Below are 17,537 nucleotides of genomic sequence, written 5' to 3' on the forward strand. Positions count from 1 at the left end.
GACCCGAGAACCATCCAGGAGAGCCATGAGTTCTGCCACGACGCCCACCACCGGAAAGCGGGACAAGACGCAGACGTCTCGCTCCCGCCGCATCCTCACTTCGTTCGGCTTCCAGATCACCGTCGCGCTCGTGCTCGGCGTGCTGCTGGGTCTGCTGGCGCGGCAGATCGGGCCGAATGCCGACGACAGCCCCAACGGCCTCGCCGCGACGCTCGACGTCATCGGCGGATCGTACGTCGCCCTGCTGAAGACGGCCGTGATCCCGCTGATCTTCCTGGCGATCGTGGCGAGCATCGCGCAGCTGCGCCGTGTCACCAACGCCGCCCGCCTGGCAGGCCAGACGCTGCTGTGGTTCGCCATCACGGCGCTCATCGCGGTGACGATCGGCATCGTGCTGGGCATCGTGATCCAGCCGGGCGCGCGGGTCGACCAGTCGCAGCTGACGCCGGCCGACCCCTACACGGTCGGCACGTGGTGGAACTTCCTGATCGGCCTCGTGCCGCAGAACTTCCTCGGGCTCACTGTCTCCACGAACATCAACGGGGAGACCGGCGCGGCCACCTCCTCGGTGGGCTTCAACGTCCTGCAGGTCATCGTCGTCTCCGCCGCCATCGGCATCGCGGCCCTGAAGCTGGGCAAGCGGGCCGAGCCGTTCCTCGACGTCACCGAATCCGGCCTCAAGGTCGTCCAGCGGGTGCTGTGGTGGATCATCCGCATCGCGCCCCTCGGCACGCTCGGGCTCATCGCGTCGGCCGTGGTCGAGTACGGCTGGGAGAAGCTGACCACGCTCGCCTGGTTCGCCCTCGCGGTCTACATCGGGCTCGCCCTGGTCGTCTTCGTGGTCTACCCGATCCTGCTGCGGGTGAACGGACTGTCGATCCGGCAGTACTTCTCGGGCGCCTGGCCCGCCATCCAGCTCGCGTTCGTCAGCCGCTCCTCCATCGGCACGCTGCCGCTGACGCAGCGGGTCACCGAGCGCAACCTCGGCGTGCCCCGCGAGTACGCCTCGTTCGCCGTGCCGTTCGGCGCCACGACGAAGATGGACGGCTGCGCGGCCATCTACCCGGCCATCGCGGCGATCTTCGTGGCGCAGTTCTTCGACATCGAGCTGTCGATCTGGCAGTACCTGCTGATCGTGCTGGTGTCGGTCGTGGGATCGGCCGCGACCGCCGGCACGACCGGCGCCACCGTCATGCTGACGCTCACCCTGTCGACTCTGGGGCTGCCGCTCGAGGGCGTCGGACTCCTCCTCGCGATCGACCCGATCCTCGACATGGGGCGCACGGCGGTCAACGTCGCGGGGCAGGCGCTCGTGCCGACGCTCGTGGCTCGGCGCGAAGGCATCCTCGATCGCGATCTGTACGACGCGCCTCGCGGCACCGTGCCGTTCGACGACGACTCCGTCGAAGACGTGGCCGGTCCGGCCGCGGCCGACGAGTTCGAAGGGGCGAGCGCCGAGGACGCCGCAGCGGTCGAGCGCGGTCTGCAGCGTTCACGCGTCTGATCGGAACGGTCGGCACGACGACAGAGGAAGAGGCACTCCGCTCGCGCGGGGCGCCTCTTCCTCTTCCCTGCTGCGGCCCCTCGCCGCGCCCCGACCCTCAGCCGGCCGCGAGCCGCCGCGCGGCAGGACCGGATCCGGCGTACACCGAGCCCGGGCGCACGACGAGCGAGCGCGGCACGAGCCGTGCGAACAGGCGCCGCGGCGGATCGGCCGCCGCGAACAGCGCTGCGCGGACGGCGAGGGCGGCATCGGTCGTCGCGTCGCCTTGGCCGAAACCGTGCTTGCCGCCGCGGGCGTAGCTCGCGCGCTCGATCGCGGTGACGAGGACCCGCATCTCGGCGGCGGGTGCGCCATGCTCGTGGACGAGCCGCGCTCCCAGGACGCGGGCGCTCTGGCTCGCGGGCACCGGGATGCCGAGGTCGATCGCCGCGTCCTGGACGGCCTGCCATGCCGCCGCGACGTCGCCCCGGCGCCCGGCGACCTCAAGCTGACGTCGTCGCAGCTGACCGAGGAGGAAGGGCAGCGCGAGGACGAGGGCCACCAGCAGCAGGATGCCGAACGCCGGGAGAGGATCGGCCTGCGTGTCCGTGGATCCGCTCGCCGTCCCGCCGGTCCCCTGGTCCACACCCGGCGCCGGTGTCGTCGTGGGCGCCGCCGGTGTGGCTGCGGTGTCGGGTGCGGTCGCCCCCGGCTGTCCGAGCTCGCCGGGAAGCGCGGCCGCCGGCGAGAACGACGTGGGCACGCCCAGTCCCGATGTCGGCTCGAACGCGACCCAGCCGATGCCGCCGAAGTACACCTCGGGCCAGGCGTGCAGCTGCGAGCTCGAGACCGAGTACACCGGCTGCCCGTCGACCGAGTCCGTCGTCGGCTGACCGGGGAGGTATCCGACGACGATGCGAGCCGGCATGTGGAGCGTGCGCGCCATCAGCGCGAAGGCCGAGGCGAAATGCACGCAGTACCCCTCCCGCTGCTCCAGGAAGCGGGCCACGGCTTCTGCGCCGCTGCCGTCGAAGCCGTCCTCGACCGGCGCGTCGAGCGAGTACCGGAAGTCGCTGCCGCGGAACCAGCGCTGCAGGGCGACCAGCCGGTCGTAGTCGTTGGTCGCCTCGGCGGTGACCTGGGCGGCCGTCTGTCCGATGATCTCCGGGATATCGGCCGGCAGCTGGGTCGTCTCGTCGCGCACCTGCTCGCCTCCGGCCGTCAGCGCACGGATCTGCTCGAGCGTCGGGCGAGGCTGTGTCGACACGACCGCGTACTCCTGACCCTGCGTCGACCCGTCGCGGGCCACGACGGTCCGGTTGTAGGGGACGGCGCTCCACTGACCGTCCAGCCCGTCGATCGAGACGGCCGGGAAGGGGACCGGCGCCCACAGCGAGTCGAGGTTGACCACGTCGACGATGGTGTTGTACTCCGAGACGCGGATGTCCGGACCCACGGTGAGCTCGCCGAGGGAGCGGTCGCTGTCGAGCGCGATGGACTGGGGGCGATCCGGCTCCCACACGCCTCCGTCGAACCGCGTGAGGGTCGTCGCGCGCAGGTACGGGACGACCGGGGAGTCGGTGCGCACGCGCAGGACCTCGACCTCCTGCGGGCGTCGCAGGTCGTCTCCCAGCTGCAGCGTCGCATCGATGCCGGGGCCGGGGCCCATCCCGGCGCCTGCGCGCGCGGCAGGCTGGGGAAGCATGGGCGTCGCCACGACCGCGACCACCACGGCGATCGCGCCGATGGCCACCGCGGTGGCCGGCACGCCTGCCGAACGCTCGGCCTCCTGCTCGAGCGGCTTCTCGCGCGACCGGGTCTCGGCCCGGATGAGGAAGAGGATCGCCACGGCCAGCAGCACGAAGCCGATCACCTCCACATCGCCGGGCACCGCGATGGAGGGGATGAGCGAGACGGCCACGATCCCGATCGAGGCCAGCAGCGGCATCCGCGCGGTGACCACGACGTGGTCGATCACGAGCGCGAGCAGCCCCATGGCGCCGACCACCATGAAGGCCAGTGCGAGCGACGGCTCGAGCGGAGCCGCGCCGAGGGTGATCTCCTCCATCGCCGTCTGGACGAGGCGGGGGACTTCGCGGATCGTGTCGGCTGTCGGGATCAGCCAGACGAACGCCGTGTCGCGCACGAAGACCACCGTCATGAACACCACCCAGACGGCGGCTTCGATGAGGGTCACCGCAACAGCCGGGAGGCGGAACCGCCGGGCGTTGTAGCCCGCGGCGAGGATGAGTCCGGCCAGTGCGACCGAACCCACCAGCCACGCGCCCGACTCGATCACCCGGGCGACGGGCAGCAGCGCTGCCAGAAGCGCTGTCAGCACCGCTGCCGTCAGCATCCATTCACCGCCGCGCGGCCCGTCCACGGCGCCCCTGCGGGCGGAGCGTTCAGCCGACGACATGGCGCACCCCTCGTCCGACGGCGTTCGTCCATGCGACCCCCAGATCCCCGTCCGGGTCGATCGCGGCCACGTGCCACCCGTGGTCGGCGGCTCGCTCGAGGGCGTCGCCCATGGGAGCGGCCGCGAGCAGCAGCGGCAGCGTGCTGTGATGCGCGACCGGTCCCACGGCGTCGGCGTCGGCCGGATCGAAGCGGCCGACGACGAGCACGACCGGTCCCGTGGTGAGGCCCATGAACAGGCGCGCCAGCCGTGGCAGGGTGTCGTCGCGCCGCGCCGTCACGGTCGCGAAGTGAGCGAGCATCACCTCGACCTCGGTCATGTCGCCCCCGTCGACCCGCTCGGCCAGGACGGTGCCGTCGCTGTCGAGCACATCGACGGCGTAGCCGTCGCGGACCAGACGCGCCACCGCCGAGACGCAGGCCGAGACCGCTGCCTCGAACGCCGGGTCGGCGCCGGGCGTGTGCAGCGCGTCCATCGACCAGCGCAGCACCCCGCGGTCCAGCACCACGGTGGCCTCCGGGGTGGACTCCTGCTCCTCCTGCCGAACCATGAGCGCGTCGCGATGAGCGGTGGCGCGCCAGTGGATGCGGCGCATCGAGTCGCCCGGGGCGTACGGGCGGGCGACGAGGTTGTCGGCACCCTGGCCCAGCTGGTTGGTGGTGGTCTGCAGCGTGCCGCCGGTCGCGCCGGCGTAGTCCACGAGCGGAGAGAGGTCGACCACCGCGGGGGCCACCGTCACCGGGGTGCGCTGGCCGAAGAGCATCGTCCGGCGCGCCAGGCCGAAGGGGTCGGTGGACCGTACGGTCAACGGTCCGAGTGCGTGCACGCCGCGCCGTTCACCGGTGACCGTGTACGACAGATCGACGACGCGCTCCCCGCCGCGCATGCCGGACCCGAGCGCCGGAAACGCCCCGGCGGCGGTGCCGCGCAGCCCCACGGGGAGGGTGTCGTGCCAGGTCCCCGGCGGCGTCGGAACCGCGGTGCGCACCGCTACACGCACCGAGACGAGCGACTCGCGCCCCACGGAGGCCACGTCCGGGACGAGAGACCGCGTCACCGAATCGGTGCGGCGCCCCACGTACAGCGAGACGATGCTCGTTCCGACGACGGCGATCAGCAGGATGCCGAAGTACAGCAGCTCCGGGATGCTCGCCTCAGCCGCCACGATGAAGCACGTCGCCGCCAGCAGGAGCGCTCCGGTTCCCCGGGCGGTGAGCGGCCACAGACGTCTCATGGCCGACTCACTGCCGTGGGGCGATCGGCACGCGCACACCCGCCGCGATGCGCTCGAGGACCATCGTCACGGCGTCGGCGGCCGTGCGTGCGCGCGCCCCGCCGGCCGAGCGCGTGGGGATCAGTCGATGCGCGAAGACCGGGACGAGCAGGGCGGTGATGTCGTCGGGGATCACGAAGCTCCGGCCGTCGAGGGCCGCCCACACCTTCGCCGCCCGCACGAGCTGCAGCGTCGCCCGCGGGCTCGCGCCCAGACGCAGGTCGGAGTGGGTGCGGGTGGCCTGAGCGAGCGCGACGGCGTAGTCCTCGATCGGCGGGGCGACGTGGACGCTGCGTGCCCACGCGATGAGCCCCGAGACCTCTCGAGCGGAGACGACGGCCGAGAGCTCGTCGAGCGGATTCACCGTCTCGCGCTGACGCAGCATGAGCGCCTCGGACCGGGCGTCGGGGTAGCCCATCGAGATGCGCATCATGAAGCGGTCCCGCTGCGCCTCCGGCAGCGCGTACGTGCCCTCCATCTCGAGCGGGTTCTGTGTGGCGACCACGAGGAACGGCTGGGGCAGGACGTGCGTGTGCCCGTCCACCGTGACCTGCCGCTCCTCCATGGCCTCCAGGAGCGCCGACTGCGTCTTGGGGGAGGAGCGGTTGATCTCATCTGCGATGACGATGTTGGCGAAGACGGCACCGGGCTTGAACTCGAACTCGCGATCGACGGGGTTGAAGACGCTGACCCCGGTCACATCGCCCGGCAGCAGGTCCGGCGTGAACTGGATGCGGCGCACGGTCGCATCGACGGAGGTCGCGAGGGCCCGGGCGAGCATGGTCTTGCCCACGCCCGGCACGTCCTCGATCAGGAGGTGCCCCTCCGCGAGCAGGCACACCAGCGCGCTGCGGACGGCTTCCGGCTTGCCGTCGATGACCCGTCCCACCGCGCCGAGGATGGCGTCGGTCACGCGTGCGAAGCCGTCGGCCGTCAGGGGGCTCGAGGACTGCTCGGCTGGGCTCGTGAGATGGGGTCGGCGCGCGGCGCGCTCATCCAGATCATCCGTCATCGCGGTATCGACCATCGCGGCCTCCTGTTCCGCCTGATTCGGGCGGTTGGCGGGTGGGCGCGGGCGCCCTCGCCCACGGGTCCGATCCTAATCGGCGCAGCGCGGCGGTGGCGCGGTGCGGCACTGGGAGATCCCTGGACGGGTTAGACTGGTGGCAGCTCTCCGCGAGGCGGCATCCAGGCCAACTCCCCCAGGACGGAAACGTAGCAAGGGTAACCGGGCTCTGCCGGGTTCGCGGAGAGTCTTACTTTTCCCGGCGACCGGCGAGCGCATCCGCGGGCCCATAGGCTGGATCCGTGGCGCGGAGCATCTACATCACGTCGGCGGAAGGTCATTCCGGCAAGTCGACGGTCGCCCTCGGCGTGCTCGATGCGCTCAGTCATGCCACCCCGCGCGTGGGAGTGTTCCGCGCCATCGCACGCTCGACCGTGGAACGCGACTACATCCTCGAGATGCTGCTCGACCACGACGGCGTGGATCTCGCGTACGACGAGTGCATCGGTGTGACGTACGACGACGTGCGGCAGGACCCGGATGCCGCTCTGGCGACGATCGTCGAACGCTACAAGGCCGTCGAGGCGCAGTGCGACGCGGTCGTCGTCGTCGGCAGCGACTACACCGACGTGGGCAGTCCGGCGGAGCTGGCCTACAACGCGCGCATCGCGGCCAATCTCGGCACCCCCGTGCTGCTCGTGCTCGGAGGGCGCTCGGTGCAGCCGCAGACGCAGCCCGAGCAGCTGGGATCGTCGCTGGCGCGTACCCCCGCCGAGATGGGTCAGATCGCCGATCTCGCCCTCGCGGAGCTGCAGCACGAACGCGCGCAGCTGTTCGCGGTGATCGCCAACCGTGCCGACCCCGTGCGCACGGAGGAGACGATCTCGGCCGTGCGACGCGCGGTGAGAGCATCGGGCGTCCGCTCGGTGGTGCCCGTGTGGGCCATCCCGGAGGACCGCTACCTCGTCGCACCCTCGATGCGCGGCATCATGCGCGCCGTCGACGGCGAGCTGCTCTCCGGCGATCCGGACCGGCTGACGCGTGAGGCGCTGGCCGTCGTCGTCGCGGGCATGTCGATGGTGAACGTTCTGCCGCGCCTGCTCGAAGGCGCCGTGGTCGTCATTCCTGCCGACCGTTCCGAGGTGCTGCTGGCGACGCTCCTCGCGAACGCCTCCGGCACGTTCCCCTCCATCTCGGGCATCGTCCTCAACGGCGGGTTCGAGCTTCCCGAGCCGGTGACGCGGCTGCTGGACGGCCTCAACTCCAACGTGCCCATCATCACCACGAAGCTCGGCACCTTCGAGACCGCGGTGCGCATCATGAACACCCGCGGACGCCTGGCCGCCGACTCCCAGCGCCGGTACGACACCGCGCTGGCGCTGTTCGAGCAGAGCGTCGACATCGAGGAGCTCCTGGTGGCGTTCGGCGTCGCCCGCGCGACGGTCGTGACGCCCCTCATGTTCGAGTTCCAGCTCATCGAGCGGGCGCGTGCGCAGCGCAAGCGCATCGTGCTGCCCGAGGGGGATGACGATCGCGTGCTGCGCGCTGCGGCCACGGTGCTCAAGCGCGGGATCGCCGACCTGGTGATCCTCGGCGAACCCTTCGAGGTGCGGGCACGGGCGATCGAGCTCGGCATCGACATCCAGGGCGCCGAGGTGCTGTCGCCGCTGGATGCGGTGCACGTGCACAGGTTCGCGCAGGAGTATGCGCGGCTTCGCGCCCACAAGGGCGTCACGCTCGAGCAGGCGGCCGACACCGTCACGGACGTGTCGTACTTCGGAACGCTCATGGTGCATCTCGGGCTCGCCGACGGCATGGTGTCCGGCGCCGCGCACACCACCGCGCACACCATCCGCCCCGCGTTCGAGATCATCAAGACCCGAGCCGGCGTCTCAGTCGTCTCCAGCGTCTTCCTCATGGCGCTCGCCGACCGCGTGCTCGTGTACGGCGACTGCGCGGTCATCCCCGACCCGACCAGCGAGCAGCTGGCCGACATCGCGATCTCCTCGGCCGCGACGGCGGCGCAGTTCGGCATCGAGCCGCGCGTGGCGATGCTGTCGTACTCGACCGGGGAGTCCGGCTCCGGCGCCGACGTGGAGAAGGTGCGCACCGCCACCGCCCTCGTGCGGGAGCGGGCACCGGAGCTCCTGGTGGAGGGGCCCATCCAGTACGACGCCGCGGCGGACGCGGCCGTGGCCGCGGCGAAGATGCCCGGGTCCGAGGTCGCCGGTCGTGCGACGGTGTTCGTCTTCCCGGATCTCAACACCGGCAACAACACCTACAAAGCGGTGCAGCGCTCCGCCGGTGCGGTGGCGATCGGCCCCGTGCTGCAGGGGCTCAACAAGCCCATCAACGACCTTTCCCGGGGTGCGCTGGTCGACGACATCGTCAACACCATCGCGATCACGGCGATCCAGGCGCAGGGGGAGTGAGGGTCTCACGGTCATGACGCCGGTTCTGGTGATCAACAGCGGGTCGTCGTCGCTGAAGTACCAGCTGATCGACATGGACGCCGAGGCGACGCTCGCCTCGGGTTTGATCGAGCGGATCGGCGGGCAGGGGCAGGGCGCAGCCCGGCACACCGTCCACGCGGCGCCGGCGGCGGAAGGGGAGGCGGCGCCGGCGTTCCTCGACGCCACGCGCAGCCGCGAGCTGGAGATCCCCGACCACACGGCGGCGTTCCGCGTCATGCTCGAGGCCTTCGCGTCCGACGGCCCCTCGCTGGCGGACAATCCGCCCATCGCGCTCGGTCACCGAGTGGTGCACGGCGGCGCGCGGTTCTTCGAGCCGACCCTCATCACGCCGCTCGTAGAGATCAACATCGACGAGCTGTCGGTGCTGGCACCGCTGCACAACCCGGCCAACCTCGCCGGCATCGTCGCAGCCCGGGAGGCCTTCCCGGAGGTCCCCCACGTGGCCGTCTTCGACACGGCCTTCCACCAGACGCTCGCCCCGGAGGCGTACACGTACGCGATCGACCACACCCTGGCCGCATCGCACCGCATCCGGCGCTACGGCTTCCACGGCACGTCGCACAAGTTCGTCGGCGAAGCCGCCGCGGCGTTCCTGGGCCGCCCGCTCACAGAGCTGAAGCAGATCGTCTTCCATCTCGGCAACGGGGCGTCCGTCACCGCGATCGACGGCGGGCGCTCGGTCGAGACGTCGATGGGGTTCACCCCGCTCGAAGGCCTCGTGATGGGGACGCGGTCGGGCGACATCGACCCGGCCGCCCTGTTCCACCTCGCGCGCCGCGCGCGGATGTCGATCGACGACCTCGACGACCTGCTGAACAAGCGCAGCGGCCTGCTCGGACTCGCCGGGTCCAACGACCTGCGCGACATCCGCGCGGGCATCGAGCGCGGCGACGAGCGAGCGCGCCTCGCCTTCGACGTGTACGTGCACCGTCTTCGGGCGTACGCGGGCGCCTACCTCGCGCAGCTGGGGGGAGCGGACGTGATCTCCTTCACCGCCGGCGTCGGTGAGAACGCACCGCATGTGCGCGCCGCCGCTCTCGAGACGCTCGGCTTCGCGGGCGTGGAGCTGGACCCCGGGCGCAACGCGGCCCCGGGCGGAGGCATCCGGGTCATCTCGACGGATGCCTCGCCCGTGACGGTCCTCGTCGTGCCCACCGACGAGGAGCTCGAGATCGCGCGGCAGACGCTCGGCGTCGTCCGCGCGTGACGCACGGGCTCCGCCGTTGAATACGCTTGGACAGTGCCGATGGACACCCTGCCCGATCTGACGTCCTACGACGCCGTGCTCTTCGACCTCGACGGCGTCCTCACTCCCACCGCCGAGGTGCACATGCACGCGTGGCAGACGATGTTCGAGGAGCTCTTCTCCGCGTGGGGCATCGCCCCGCCGTACTCGGAGCGGGACTATTTCGACTACCTCGACGGCAAGAAGCGCTACGACGGGGTGGCGAGCCTCCTGCGCTCGCGCGACGTCGAGGTGCCGTGGGGCGACCCGTCCGATCCGCCGACCGCCGACACCGTGTGCGGCATCGGCAACCGCAAGAACGAGGTGTTCGCCCGGGTGCTGCGCGCCGAGGGCATCGCGCCGTACCCCGGATCGCTGCGTCTGCTCGACAAGCTCGCGGCGGCCGGGACGCCGATCGCGGTGGTGTCCAGCTCCAAGAACGCCGAAGAGGTGCTCGCGGCCGCCGGCATCCGCGACCGCTTCGACGCCGTCATGGACGGCGTGATCGCCGAGCGCGACCACCTGGCGTCCAAGCCCGCGCCGGATGTCTTCGTCGAGGCGGCACGGATGCTGCGGGTCGAGCCGTCCCGCAGCGCCGCCGTCGAAGACGCCATCAGCGGCGTCGAATCGGCCGCGGCGGGCGGATTCGGTCTCGTCGTCGGCGTCGACCGCGGTGCCGGCCAGCAGCAGCTCGCCGCCGCGGGTGCACACGTGGTGGTCTCGGACCTGGAGGAGTTCGCACGATGATGGACCGCGATCGGTTCCCGGTCGACCCGTGGCGTCTCGTGGAGACGTCCTACCGTCTCGATGACGCCGGGGTGACCGAGACGATCTTCGCCGTGGCCAACGGCTACCTCGGCATGCGCGGCAACTACGCCGAGGGCCGGTTCGCCAACGAGCACGGCACCTTCATCAACGGCTTCCACGAGACCTTCCCGATCCGCCACGCCGAGCAGGCGTACGGCTTCGCCGAGGTCGGGCAGACGATCGTGAACGCGCCCGACGCCAAGGTCATGCGCGTCTACGTCGACGACGAGCCGCTGTCGCTGGACGTCGCCGACGTGCGCGAGTACGAGCGGGTGCTCGACATGCGCGACGGCGTCCTGCGCCGCCACATGCTGTGGGTCACCCCCTCGGGCAAAGAGGTGCGCATCGAGCTGGAGCGGCTGGTGTCGTTCGAGGAGAAGCACCTCGCGGTCCTGAGCGTCGAGGTCACCGTGCTGAACGCCGACGCGCCGGTCACCGTCAGCTGCCAGCTGATCAACCGCCAGGACGGCGAGGACGTCTACGGCGGGATGCCGCCCACCACGCGGCGGGCGGCGTTCGATCCGCGCCGCACCGAGAGGCTCAGCGAGCGGGTGCTGCAGCCGCAGGAGTTCTGGCAGGACGGGCAGCGCTCGGCCCTGTCGTACCGGACCACCCAGTCGGGCATGACCCTCGCCGTCGTCGCCGACCACCTGGTCGAGACCGAGAACGAGTTCACCACCCGTTCGCTCATCGAGCCGGACATCGCCAAGAACGTCTTCCGCGTGCAGGCCCGCGCGGGCGTGCCGACCCGCGTGACCAAGCTCGTGAGCTACCACACCTCGCGCGGCGTGCCCGCCCGCGAGCTCGTCGACCGCTGCCGCCGCACGCTCGACCGGGCGCAGGCACGCGGCGTCGACGCGGTGCGGGCTGAGCAGCGCGCGTGGCTCGACGCGTTCTGGGAGCGCTCCGACGTCCGCATCGCCGGTCACGACGACCTGCAGCAGGCCACGCGCTGGTGCCTGTTCCAGCTCGCGCAGGCTTCCGCACGCGCCGACGGGCTCGGCGTGCCGGCGAAGGGCATGACCGGGTCGGGCTACTCGGGCCACTACTTCTGGGACACCGAGATCTACGTGCTCCCCTTCCTGGCGTACACGTCGCCGCTGTGGGCTCGCAACGCGCTGCGCATGCGCTACCTCATGCTGCCCGCCGCCCGTCGCCGCGCGTTCCAGCTGAACGAGGCCGGCGCGCTCTTCCCGTGGCGCACGATCAACGGCGAGGAGGCATCCGCCTACTACGCCGCCGGCACCGCGCAGTACCACATCAACGCCGACATCTGCTACGCGCTGGCCACGTACGTGCGTGCCACCGGCGACCAGGAGTTCCTCTTCCGCGAGGGCGTCGACATCGCCGTGGAGACCGCTCGCCTGTGGGCGACGCTGGGATTCTGGCGCTCCAGCAACGGCGGGCTGGACGGAGAAGGCGAGACCTTCCACATCCACGGCGTGACGGGCCCGGACGAGTACACCACGGTCGTCAACGACAACCTGTTCACCAACGTCATGGCGAGGTTCAACCTGCGCTTCGCCGCCCGGACGGTGCGCGAGATGGCGGAGATCGACGGCGAGGTGTACCGCCAGATGGTCGAGCGTCTGGCGCTCGAGCCGGGGGAGCCGGAGTCGTGGGAGCGCGCCGCCGAGGCCATGCACATCCCGTTCAGCCCGGCCCTGGGCATCCACCCGCAGGACCACGTGTTCCTCGAGCGCGAGATCTGGGACCTCGAGAACACCCCGCCCGACAAGCGTCCGCTGCTGCTGCACTTCCACCCGCTGGTGATCTACCGGTACCAGGTGCTCAAGCAGGCCGACGTCGTGCTGGCGCTGTTCCTGCAGGGCAATCACTTCTCGGACGAGGACAAGCTCGCCGACTTCGAGTACTACGATCCGCTGACCACCGGCGATTCGACCCTGTCGGCGGTCGTGCAGGCGATCCTGGCGGCCGAGGTCGGCTACCAGGACCTCGCCCTGCAGTACTTCCGCGACGCGATCTTCGTCGACCTCGCCGACCTGCACCACAATGCCGCCGACGGCGTCCACGTCGCCTCCGCCGGTGGGGTGTGGACGGCGCTGGTCTCGGGGTTCGGCGGCATGCGCGACCACTTCGGCGAGCTGTCGTTCGACCCGCGCCTGCCTGCGGAGTGGCCGGAGCTGTCGTTCGTCCTGCACTGGCATGGCACGCGACTGGATGTCACGGTGACGAAGGACCGGCTGACCGTCCGGGCCGGTGAGGGTGACCCCGTCGCCTTCAGCGTGCGCGGCGTCGGGTATGTCGTCGGGCCGGGCGAGGAGGTCGCGGTCCCGCTCGAGGGCCAGGGGCCGGTCATCCCCGGGCGTCCGTCGCTGCGCCAGCTCGGCGAGGCGCGCCGCGAGGACGGCTCGCTCATCTCCGCGTCGGTGCCGACCGTCACCTCGTCGATCCCGATCATCACCGGAACAGTCGACGTCCAGCACGGCGCCGACGTGTGAGCGAGCCTGCCCGCGCGCGGGTCGGGCATCGCTCCTCCGATGTCGCCGGCTGGCCGTAGGCTGTCGTGGTGACCACCGCCCTCTACCGCCGCTACCGGCCCGAGTCGTTCGGCGAGATGATCGGCCAGTCGCAGGTCACCGAGCCGCTCATGACCGCGCTGCGCAGCGACCGCGTGGGGCACGCGTATCTGTTCTCGGGTCCGCGCGGCTGCGGCAAGACCACATCCGCCCGCATCCTCGCACGCTGCCTGAACTGCGCCTCGGGTCCGACGGACACCCCGTGCGGCACGTGCGCGAGCTGCGTCGAGCTCGGGCGCGGCGGCGGCGGGTCCCTCGATGTGGTCGAGATCGACGCGGCCAGCCACAACGGCGTCGACGACGCCCGTGACCTGCGCGAGCGCGCCGTGTTCGCACCCGCGCGCGACCGCTTCAAGATCTTCATCCTCGACGAGGCGCACATGGTGACGCCGCAGGGCTTCAACGCGCTGCTCAAGCTCGTCGAGGAGCCGCCCGAGCACGTCAAGTTCATCTTCGCCACGACCGAGCCCGAGAAGGTCATCGGCACCATCCGCTCGCGCACCCACCACTACCCGTTCCGGCTCGTGCCGCCCGGCGCCATGCTCGAGTACGTCGAGCAGCTGTGCGCCCAGGAGGGCGTGGACGTCGAACCGGGCGTGCTGCCGCTCGTGGTGCGCGCGGGCGGCGGATCGCCGCGAGACACGCTGTCGCTCCTGGACCAGCTGATCGCCGGCTCCGACCCGGCGACGGGCACGGGGACCGTGCTCGTGACCTACGCGCGCGCGGTGGCATTGCTGGGATACACGCACGCCGAGCTCCTCGACGAAGTCGTCGAGGCGTTCGCCGCCGCCGACGCCGCGGCGGCATTCGGTGCGATCGATCGAGTGGTGCAGACCGGCCAGGATCCGCGCCGCTTCGTCGACGACCTGCTCGAGCGGCTGCGCGACCTCATCGTCGTGGGTGCGACCGGCGACGGGGCATCCGCGGTTCTGCGCGGGGTGTCGGCCGAGGACCTCGCTCGCATGAAGCGCCAGGCCGACGCGTTCGGCACGGCGCGGCTGTCGCGCGTCGCCGACCTCGTCATCGCGACGCTCGACGACATGACCGGTGCGACCTCGCCGCGGCTGCAGCTCGAGCTCATGGTCGCCCGCGTGCTCGCCAAGGGCACGGATGCCGCGGCTGGGGCCGTCCCGGCGGCGGGCGCGCCGACCGTCTCCACCCCGGCCGGTGCGGCCGCGACGCCCTCCGTCGCGCCGGCTGCAGCCCCGCCGGCTGCGCCTGCTGCGGCTGCGCCGGCCGCGCCTGCTGCGGCTGCGCCGGCCGCGGCTGCGCCGGCCTCGCCCGCGCCTGCCGCGGCGGCCGCGGTGGCTCCGGCGTCGCCAGCGGGACCCGACACCGCCGCTCCCGCTGCGGCTCCTGCGTCCGCGCCGGTGCCGGCCGGTCCCGTCACCGAGCAGCGGATGCGTGACGCGTGGCCGGACATCCTCGGCCGGCTCGAAGGCATCAGCCGGTCGTCCTGGATGCTCGCATCCGGTGCCCGGATCGTCTCGCTCGATGACGACGTCCTGACGCTGTCCTTCTCGAGCCAGAACGACGTCGCGAAGTTCAAGCAGCTCGCGGCCGGCAAGGGCCCCAGTGAAGACCTGCGCCAGGCGATCACGGCCGTCCTCGGCATCCGTGTGAAGTACATCGCCCGGTTCGAGGGCTCCGGTCCCGCCGGAGGCTCCGGCGGGAGCCCCGGCGGCGCGCCCGCGCCATCGACCGGCGTCCGCACCGCGCCGCCGCGCCCCGCCCCGGCGGCGGCGCCGGCCTCGGCCGCCCCGGTCACCGAGTGGGCCGTCGCTCCGATCCCGTCGGACGCCGACGCCCCACCGCCCGACCCCGGTCCGGCAGCTGTGGTCACGGCCGCGCCCGGACAGCTCGCCGTCGACGAGGAGCCGGAAGAGGCGGCGACCATCCGCTCCGCGACCCGCACCGCGACGCTCGCGCCGGCGCCGGAGGGTCAGGTGCTCCCCGAAGCGGACGTGGCCCCCTCCATCGAGCGCGACGACGACGAGGACCTCGACGAGATGGGGGACGGCGGCCTCGACGCGCCCGTGCCGCCGACCGTCGCTCCTCCCATCGCGCCGATCGTCACGGTGCGCAACGACGGTGTGCAGCGGTACGGCGAGGCCGTGATCCGCCAGGTCCTCGGCGCCACGTTCGTGCGCGAGGAGCCCTATCAGCCGCCCACGAGGTTCAGCTGATCCATGTACGACGGCATCGTCCAAGACCTCATCGACGAGTTCGGCAAGCTCCCCGGGATCGGGCCGAAATCGGCGCAGCGCATCGCGTTCCACATCCTCCAGACGCCGAACTTCGATGTGTCGCACCTCGCCCAGCTGCTCAGCGAAGTGCGTGAGAAGGTGCGCTTCTGCGAGGTGTGCGGCAACGTCTCCGAGCAGGAGCGCTGCTCGATCTGCCGCGACCCGCGGCGCAACCACACGCTCATCTGCGTCGTCGAGGATGCCAAGGATGTGGCGGCGATCGAGCGCACGCGGGAATTCCGCGGCCTGTACCACGTGCTGGGGGGCGCCATCAGTCCCATCGCCGGCATCGGCCCCGACGACCTGCGCATCGCCCAGCTCATGCAGCGCCTCGCCGACGGCACCGTGCAGGAGGTGATCCTCGCCACCAACCCCAACCTGGAGGGGGAGGCGACGGCGACGTACCTCAGCCGGCTGCTCCACACGCTGCAGATCAGCGTGACGCGGCTCGCCTCGGGGCTCCCCGTCGGCGGCGATCTCGAGTACGCCGACGAGGTGACGCTCGGCCGGGCGTTCGAGGGCCGCCGCTCGATGTGAGGAACGGAGCCGCATGAATCCGGTGCAGCGCTTCGACACGCGCGCGTGGCTGCTCTTCGCCGCCATGGCGGTGCTGTGGGGCATCCCATACCTGTTCATCAAGCAGGCGGTGGACTCGTATTCGCCTCCCGCGGTCGTCGCCGGCCGCACCCTCATCGGCGCGCTGATCCTGCTGCCCTTCGCGATCCGCCGCGGCGCCCTGGCGCCCGCCTGGCGCAGGATCGGCTGGGTCCTGGCCTTCGGCGCGATCGAGATGGCCGGGCCCTTCCTCCTCCTCGGTCATGCCGAGCAGACTCTGCCGTCGGGACTGACCGGTCTGCTCGTCGCCACCGTGCCGCTGTTCGCCGCGCTCATCGCTCTGGGCGGAGGCGACCGCTCGGTGCTGCGCCCGTCCCGTGCGATCGGTCTGGCCATCGGATTCGCCGGCGTCTTCCTCATCGTCGCCGGTCCCGGCCTCGCCATCGAAGGCGGCGGCGGGCTCATCGCCGTGGGCGAGGTGCTGCTGGTCGCGGTGCTGTACGCGGTCGCGCCGTTCATCGTCGCGCACAAGCTGAAGGGGGTGCCCGCGCTCGGCACCATCACGCTGTCGCTGTTCGCGGTGGGCCTGTTCTACCTGCCGATCGGGCTGCTCACACAGCACGAGACGCCGACGTCCACCAGCACCGCATCCCTGCTGGCGCTGGCGGTGCTGTGCACGGCGCTCGCCTTCATCGTCTTCTTCGCGCTCATCGACCATGTCGGCCCGGTGCGAGCGCCGCTGTTCACCTACGTCAACCCCGTCGTCGCGATCATCCTGGGCACGATCGTCCTCAGCGAGCCGCTCACGTTCGGCCTCGTCGCCGGCCTGCCGCTGGTGATCCTCGGGTGCTGGCTCGCCGCCACCGGCGGCACCCTGCGCACGCGGACCATGCCCGAAGACGAGCTGCCGCGCGTCGCCCCGGGCTGAGGTCAGCGCAGCACCTCGACCAGCACGATCCACGACACCAGCAAGGCGGCGACGATCGCGACGATCGAGCCGGCCGCCAACCACGACAGACCGTCCGCGCGCCCGCTCAGAAGGAGCGCACCGCCCACGATGTAGGCCGCCGGCGCCACGAACCCGACGGCGGCCTTGAGCACGCGCAGACGGTTGGCGGGATGCCGGTTCTCGAAGATCCGCCGTGCCGCCTGCGTCTGGAACGCGCCGGCGCCCAGCGCGAGCACGACCATCAGCACACCGTACGGCAGCGCCCCGATATCGGGGATCAGCCCGATGGCAGAGCCGACGAGGGCCAGCACGAGGCCGGCGATCCCCGCCGCGAGGCGCGCGGTGAGGGCGTCCTCTTTGATGATGTCGCCGATGTTGACGCTCGCGGCGACGATCACCAGACCGGCGAGGGCGGCGGTCGCGCCGACCATCGCGACGTTGAAGTCCGACCATGCGGCGATCTGCTCCATGATCGGATGCTAGCGGCGGCGCACCCGCGACGGGGGCGCCGTCACATGATCGGGTGCGCATGGGCGCGTCCGTAAGATGGAGGGCGGGGT

12 protein-coding genes and 1 other RNA gene are annotated in these 17,537 nt (G+C 71.5%); 9 read left to right on the top strand and 4 right to left on the bottom strand.

What is annotated here, in order from left to right; translation table 11 throughout:
* Positions 1 to 25: 25 nt before the first annotated feature.
* Entirely contained in the window at positions 26 to 1,504 is a 1,479-nt protein-coding gene (locus AC5RVZ_RS03390) for a dicarboxylate/amino acid:cation symporter (protein WP_494064361.1), read from the top strand.
* A gap of 97 nt (positions 1,505 to 1,601) precedes the next feature.
* Here AC5RVZ_RS03390 and AC5RVZ_RS03395 read toward each other — a convergent pair whose 3' ends face one another.
* From AC5RVZ_RS03395 to AC5RVZ_RS03405, 3 genes are read right to left on the bottom strand one after another with little or no spacing between them, the layout of a single operon-like run.
* Complete coding sequence (locus tag AC5RVZ_RS03395; protein ID WP_494064362.1) at positions 1,602 to 3,902, bottom strand: transglutaminase TgpA family protein; 2,301 nt, start codon at positions 3,900 to 3,902, stop codon at positions 1,602 to 1,604.
* Complete coding sequence (locus tag AC5RVZ_RS03400; RefSeq protein WP_494064363.1) at positions 3,889 to 5,136, bottom strand: DUF58 domain-containing protein; 1,248 nt, start codon at positions 5,134 to 5,136, stop codon at positions 3,889 to 3,891. Before AC5RVZ_RS03400 ends, AC5RVZ_RS03395 begins: the two co-directional genes overlap by 14 nt.
* 7 nt (positions 5,137 to 5,143) lie before the next feature.
* Positions 5,144 to 6,202, bottom strand: a complete 1,059-nt coding sequence (locus AC5RVZ_RS03405; protein ID WP_494064364.1) for an AAA family ATPase — start codon at positions 6,200 to 6,202, stop codon at positions 5,144 to 5,146.
* A 138-nt stretch (positions 6,203 to 6,340) separates the two neighbouring features.
* Between AC5RVZ_RS03405 and ffs the strand changes: the two genes are divergently transcribed.
* The 8 genes from ffs (at position 6,341) to AC5RVZ_RS03445 (ending at position 16,956) form a co-directional block, all read left to right on the top strand.
* Positions 6,341 to 6,437: signal recognition particle sRNA small type (gene ffs / locus AC5RVZ_RS03410), an RNA gene on the top strand.
* A gap of 46 nt (positions 6,438 to 6,483) precedes the next feature.
* Complete coding sequence (gene pta / locus AC5RVZ_RS03415) at positions 6,484 to 8,613, top strand: phosphate acetyltransferase (RefSeq protein WP_494064365.1); 2,130 nt, start codon at positions 6,484 to 6,486, stop codon at positions 8,611 to 8,613.
* Between the two features lie 13 nt (positions 8,614 to 8,626).
* Entirely contained in the window at positions 8,627 to 9,862 is a 1,236-nt protein-coding gene (locus AC5RVZ_RS03420; RefSeq protein WP_494064366.1) for an acetate/propionate family kinase, read from the top strand.
* 39 nt (positions 9,863 to 9,901) lie between these two features.
* Positions 9,902 to 10,627, top strand: coding sequence for an HAD family hydrolase (locus AC5RVZ_RS03425; protein WP_494064726.1), 726 nt, complete (start codon positions 9,902 to 9,904; stop codon positions 10,625 to 10,627).
* Positions 10,624 to 13,149 carry a glycoside hydrolase family 65 protein gene (locus AC5RVZ_RS03430; RefSeq protein WP_494064367.1) on the top strand — a complete coding sequence of 842 codons (2,526 nt, stop codon included), beginning with the start codon at positions 10,624 to 10,626 and terminating at the stop codon, positions 13,147 to 13,149. Before AC5RVZ_RS03425 ends, AC5RVZ_RS03430 begins: the two co-directional genes overlap by 4 nt.
* Before the next feature lie 68 nt (positions 13,150 to 13,217).
* A complete protein-coding gene (locus AC5RVZ_RS03435; RefSeq protein WP_494064368.1) occupies positions 13,218 to 15,413 on the top strand; it encodes a DNA polymerase III subunit gamma and tau in 2,196 nt (731 codons plus the stop codon).
* A gap of 3 nt (positions 15,414 to 15,416) precedes the next feature.
* The gene (gene recR, locus AC5RVZ_RS03440) at positions 15,417 to 16,010 is read left to right on the top strand and encodes a recombination mediator RecR (protein WP_494064369.1); all 594 of its coding nucleotides are present in this window, start codon (positions 15,417 to 15,419) and stop codon (positions 16,008 to 16,010) included.
* A gap of 13 nt (positions 16,011 to 16,023) precedes the next feature.
* Positions 16,024 to 16,956, top strand: coding sequence for a DMT family transporter (locus AC5RVZ_RS03445; protein WP_494064370.1), 933 nt, complete (start codon positions 16,024 to 16,026; stop codon positions 16,954 to 16,956).
* 2 nt (positions 16,957 to 16,958) lie between these two features.
* Here AC5RVZ_RS03445 and AC5RVZ_RS03450 read toward each other — a convergent pair whose 3' ends face one another.
* A complete protein-coding gene (locus AC5RVZ_RS03450) occupies positions 16,959 to 17,447 on the bottom strand; it encodes a hypothetical protein (RefSeq protein WP_494064371.1) in 489 nt (162 codons plus the stop codon).
* Between the last annotated feature and the right edge of the window lie 90 nt (positions 17,448 to 17,537).

This window comes from Arthrobacter sp. Cza30 (assembly GCF_059090765.1).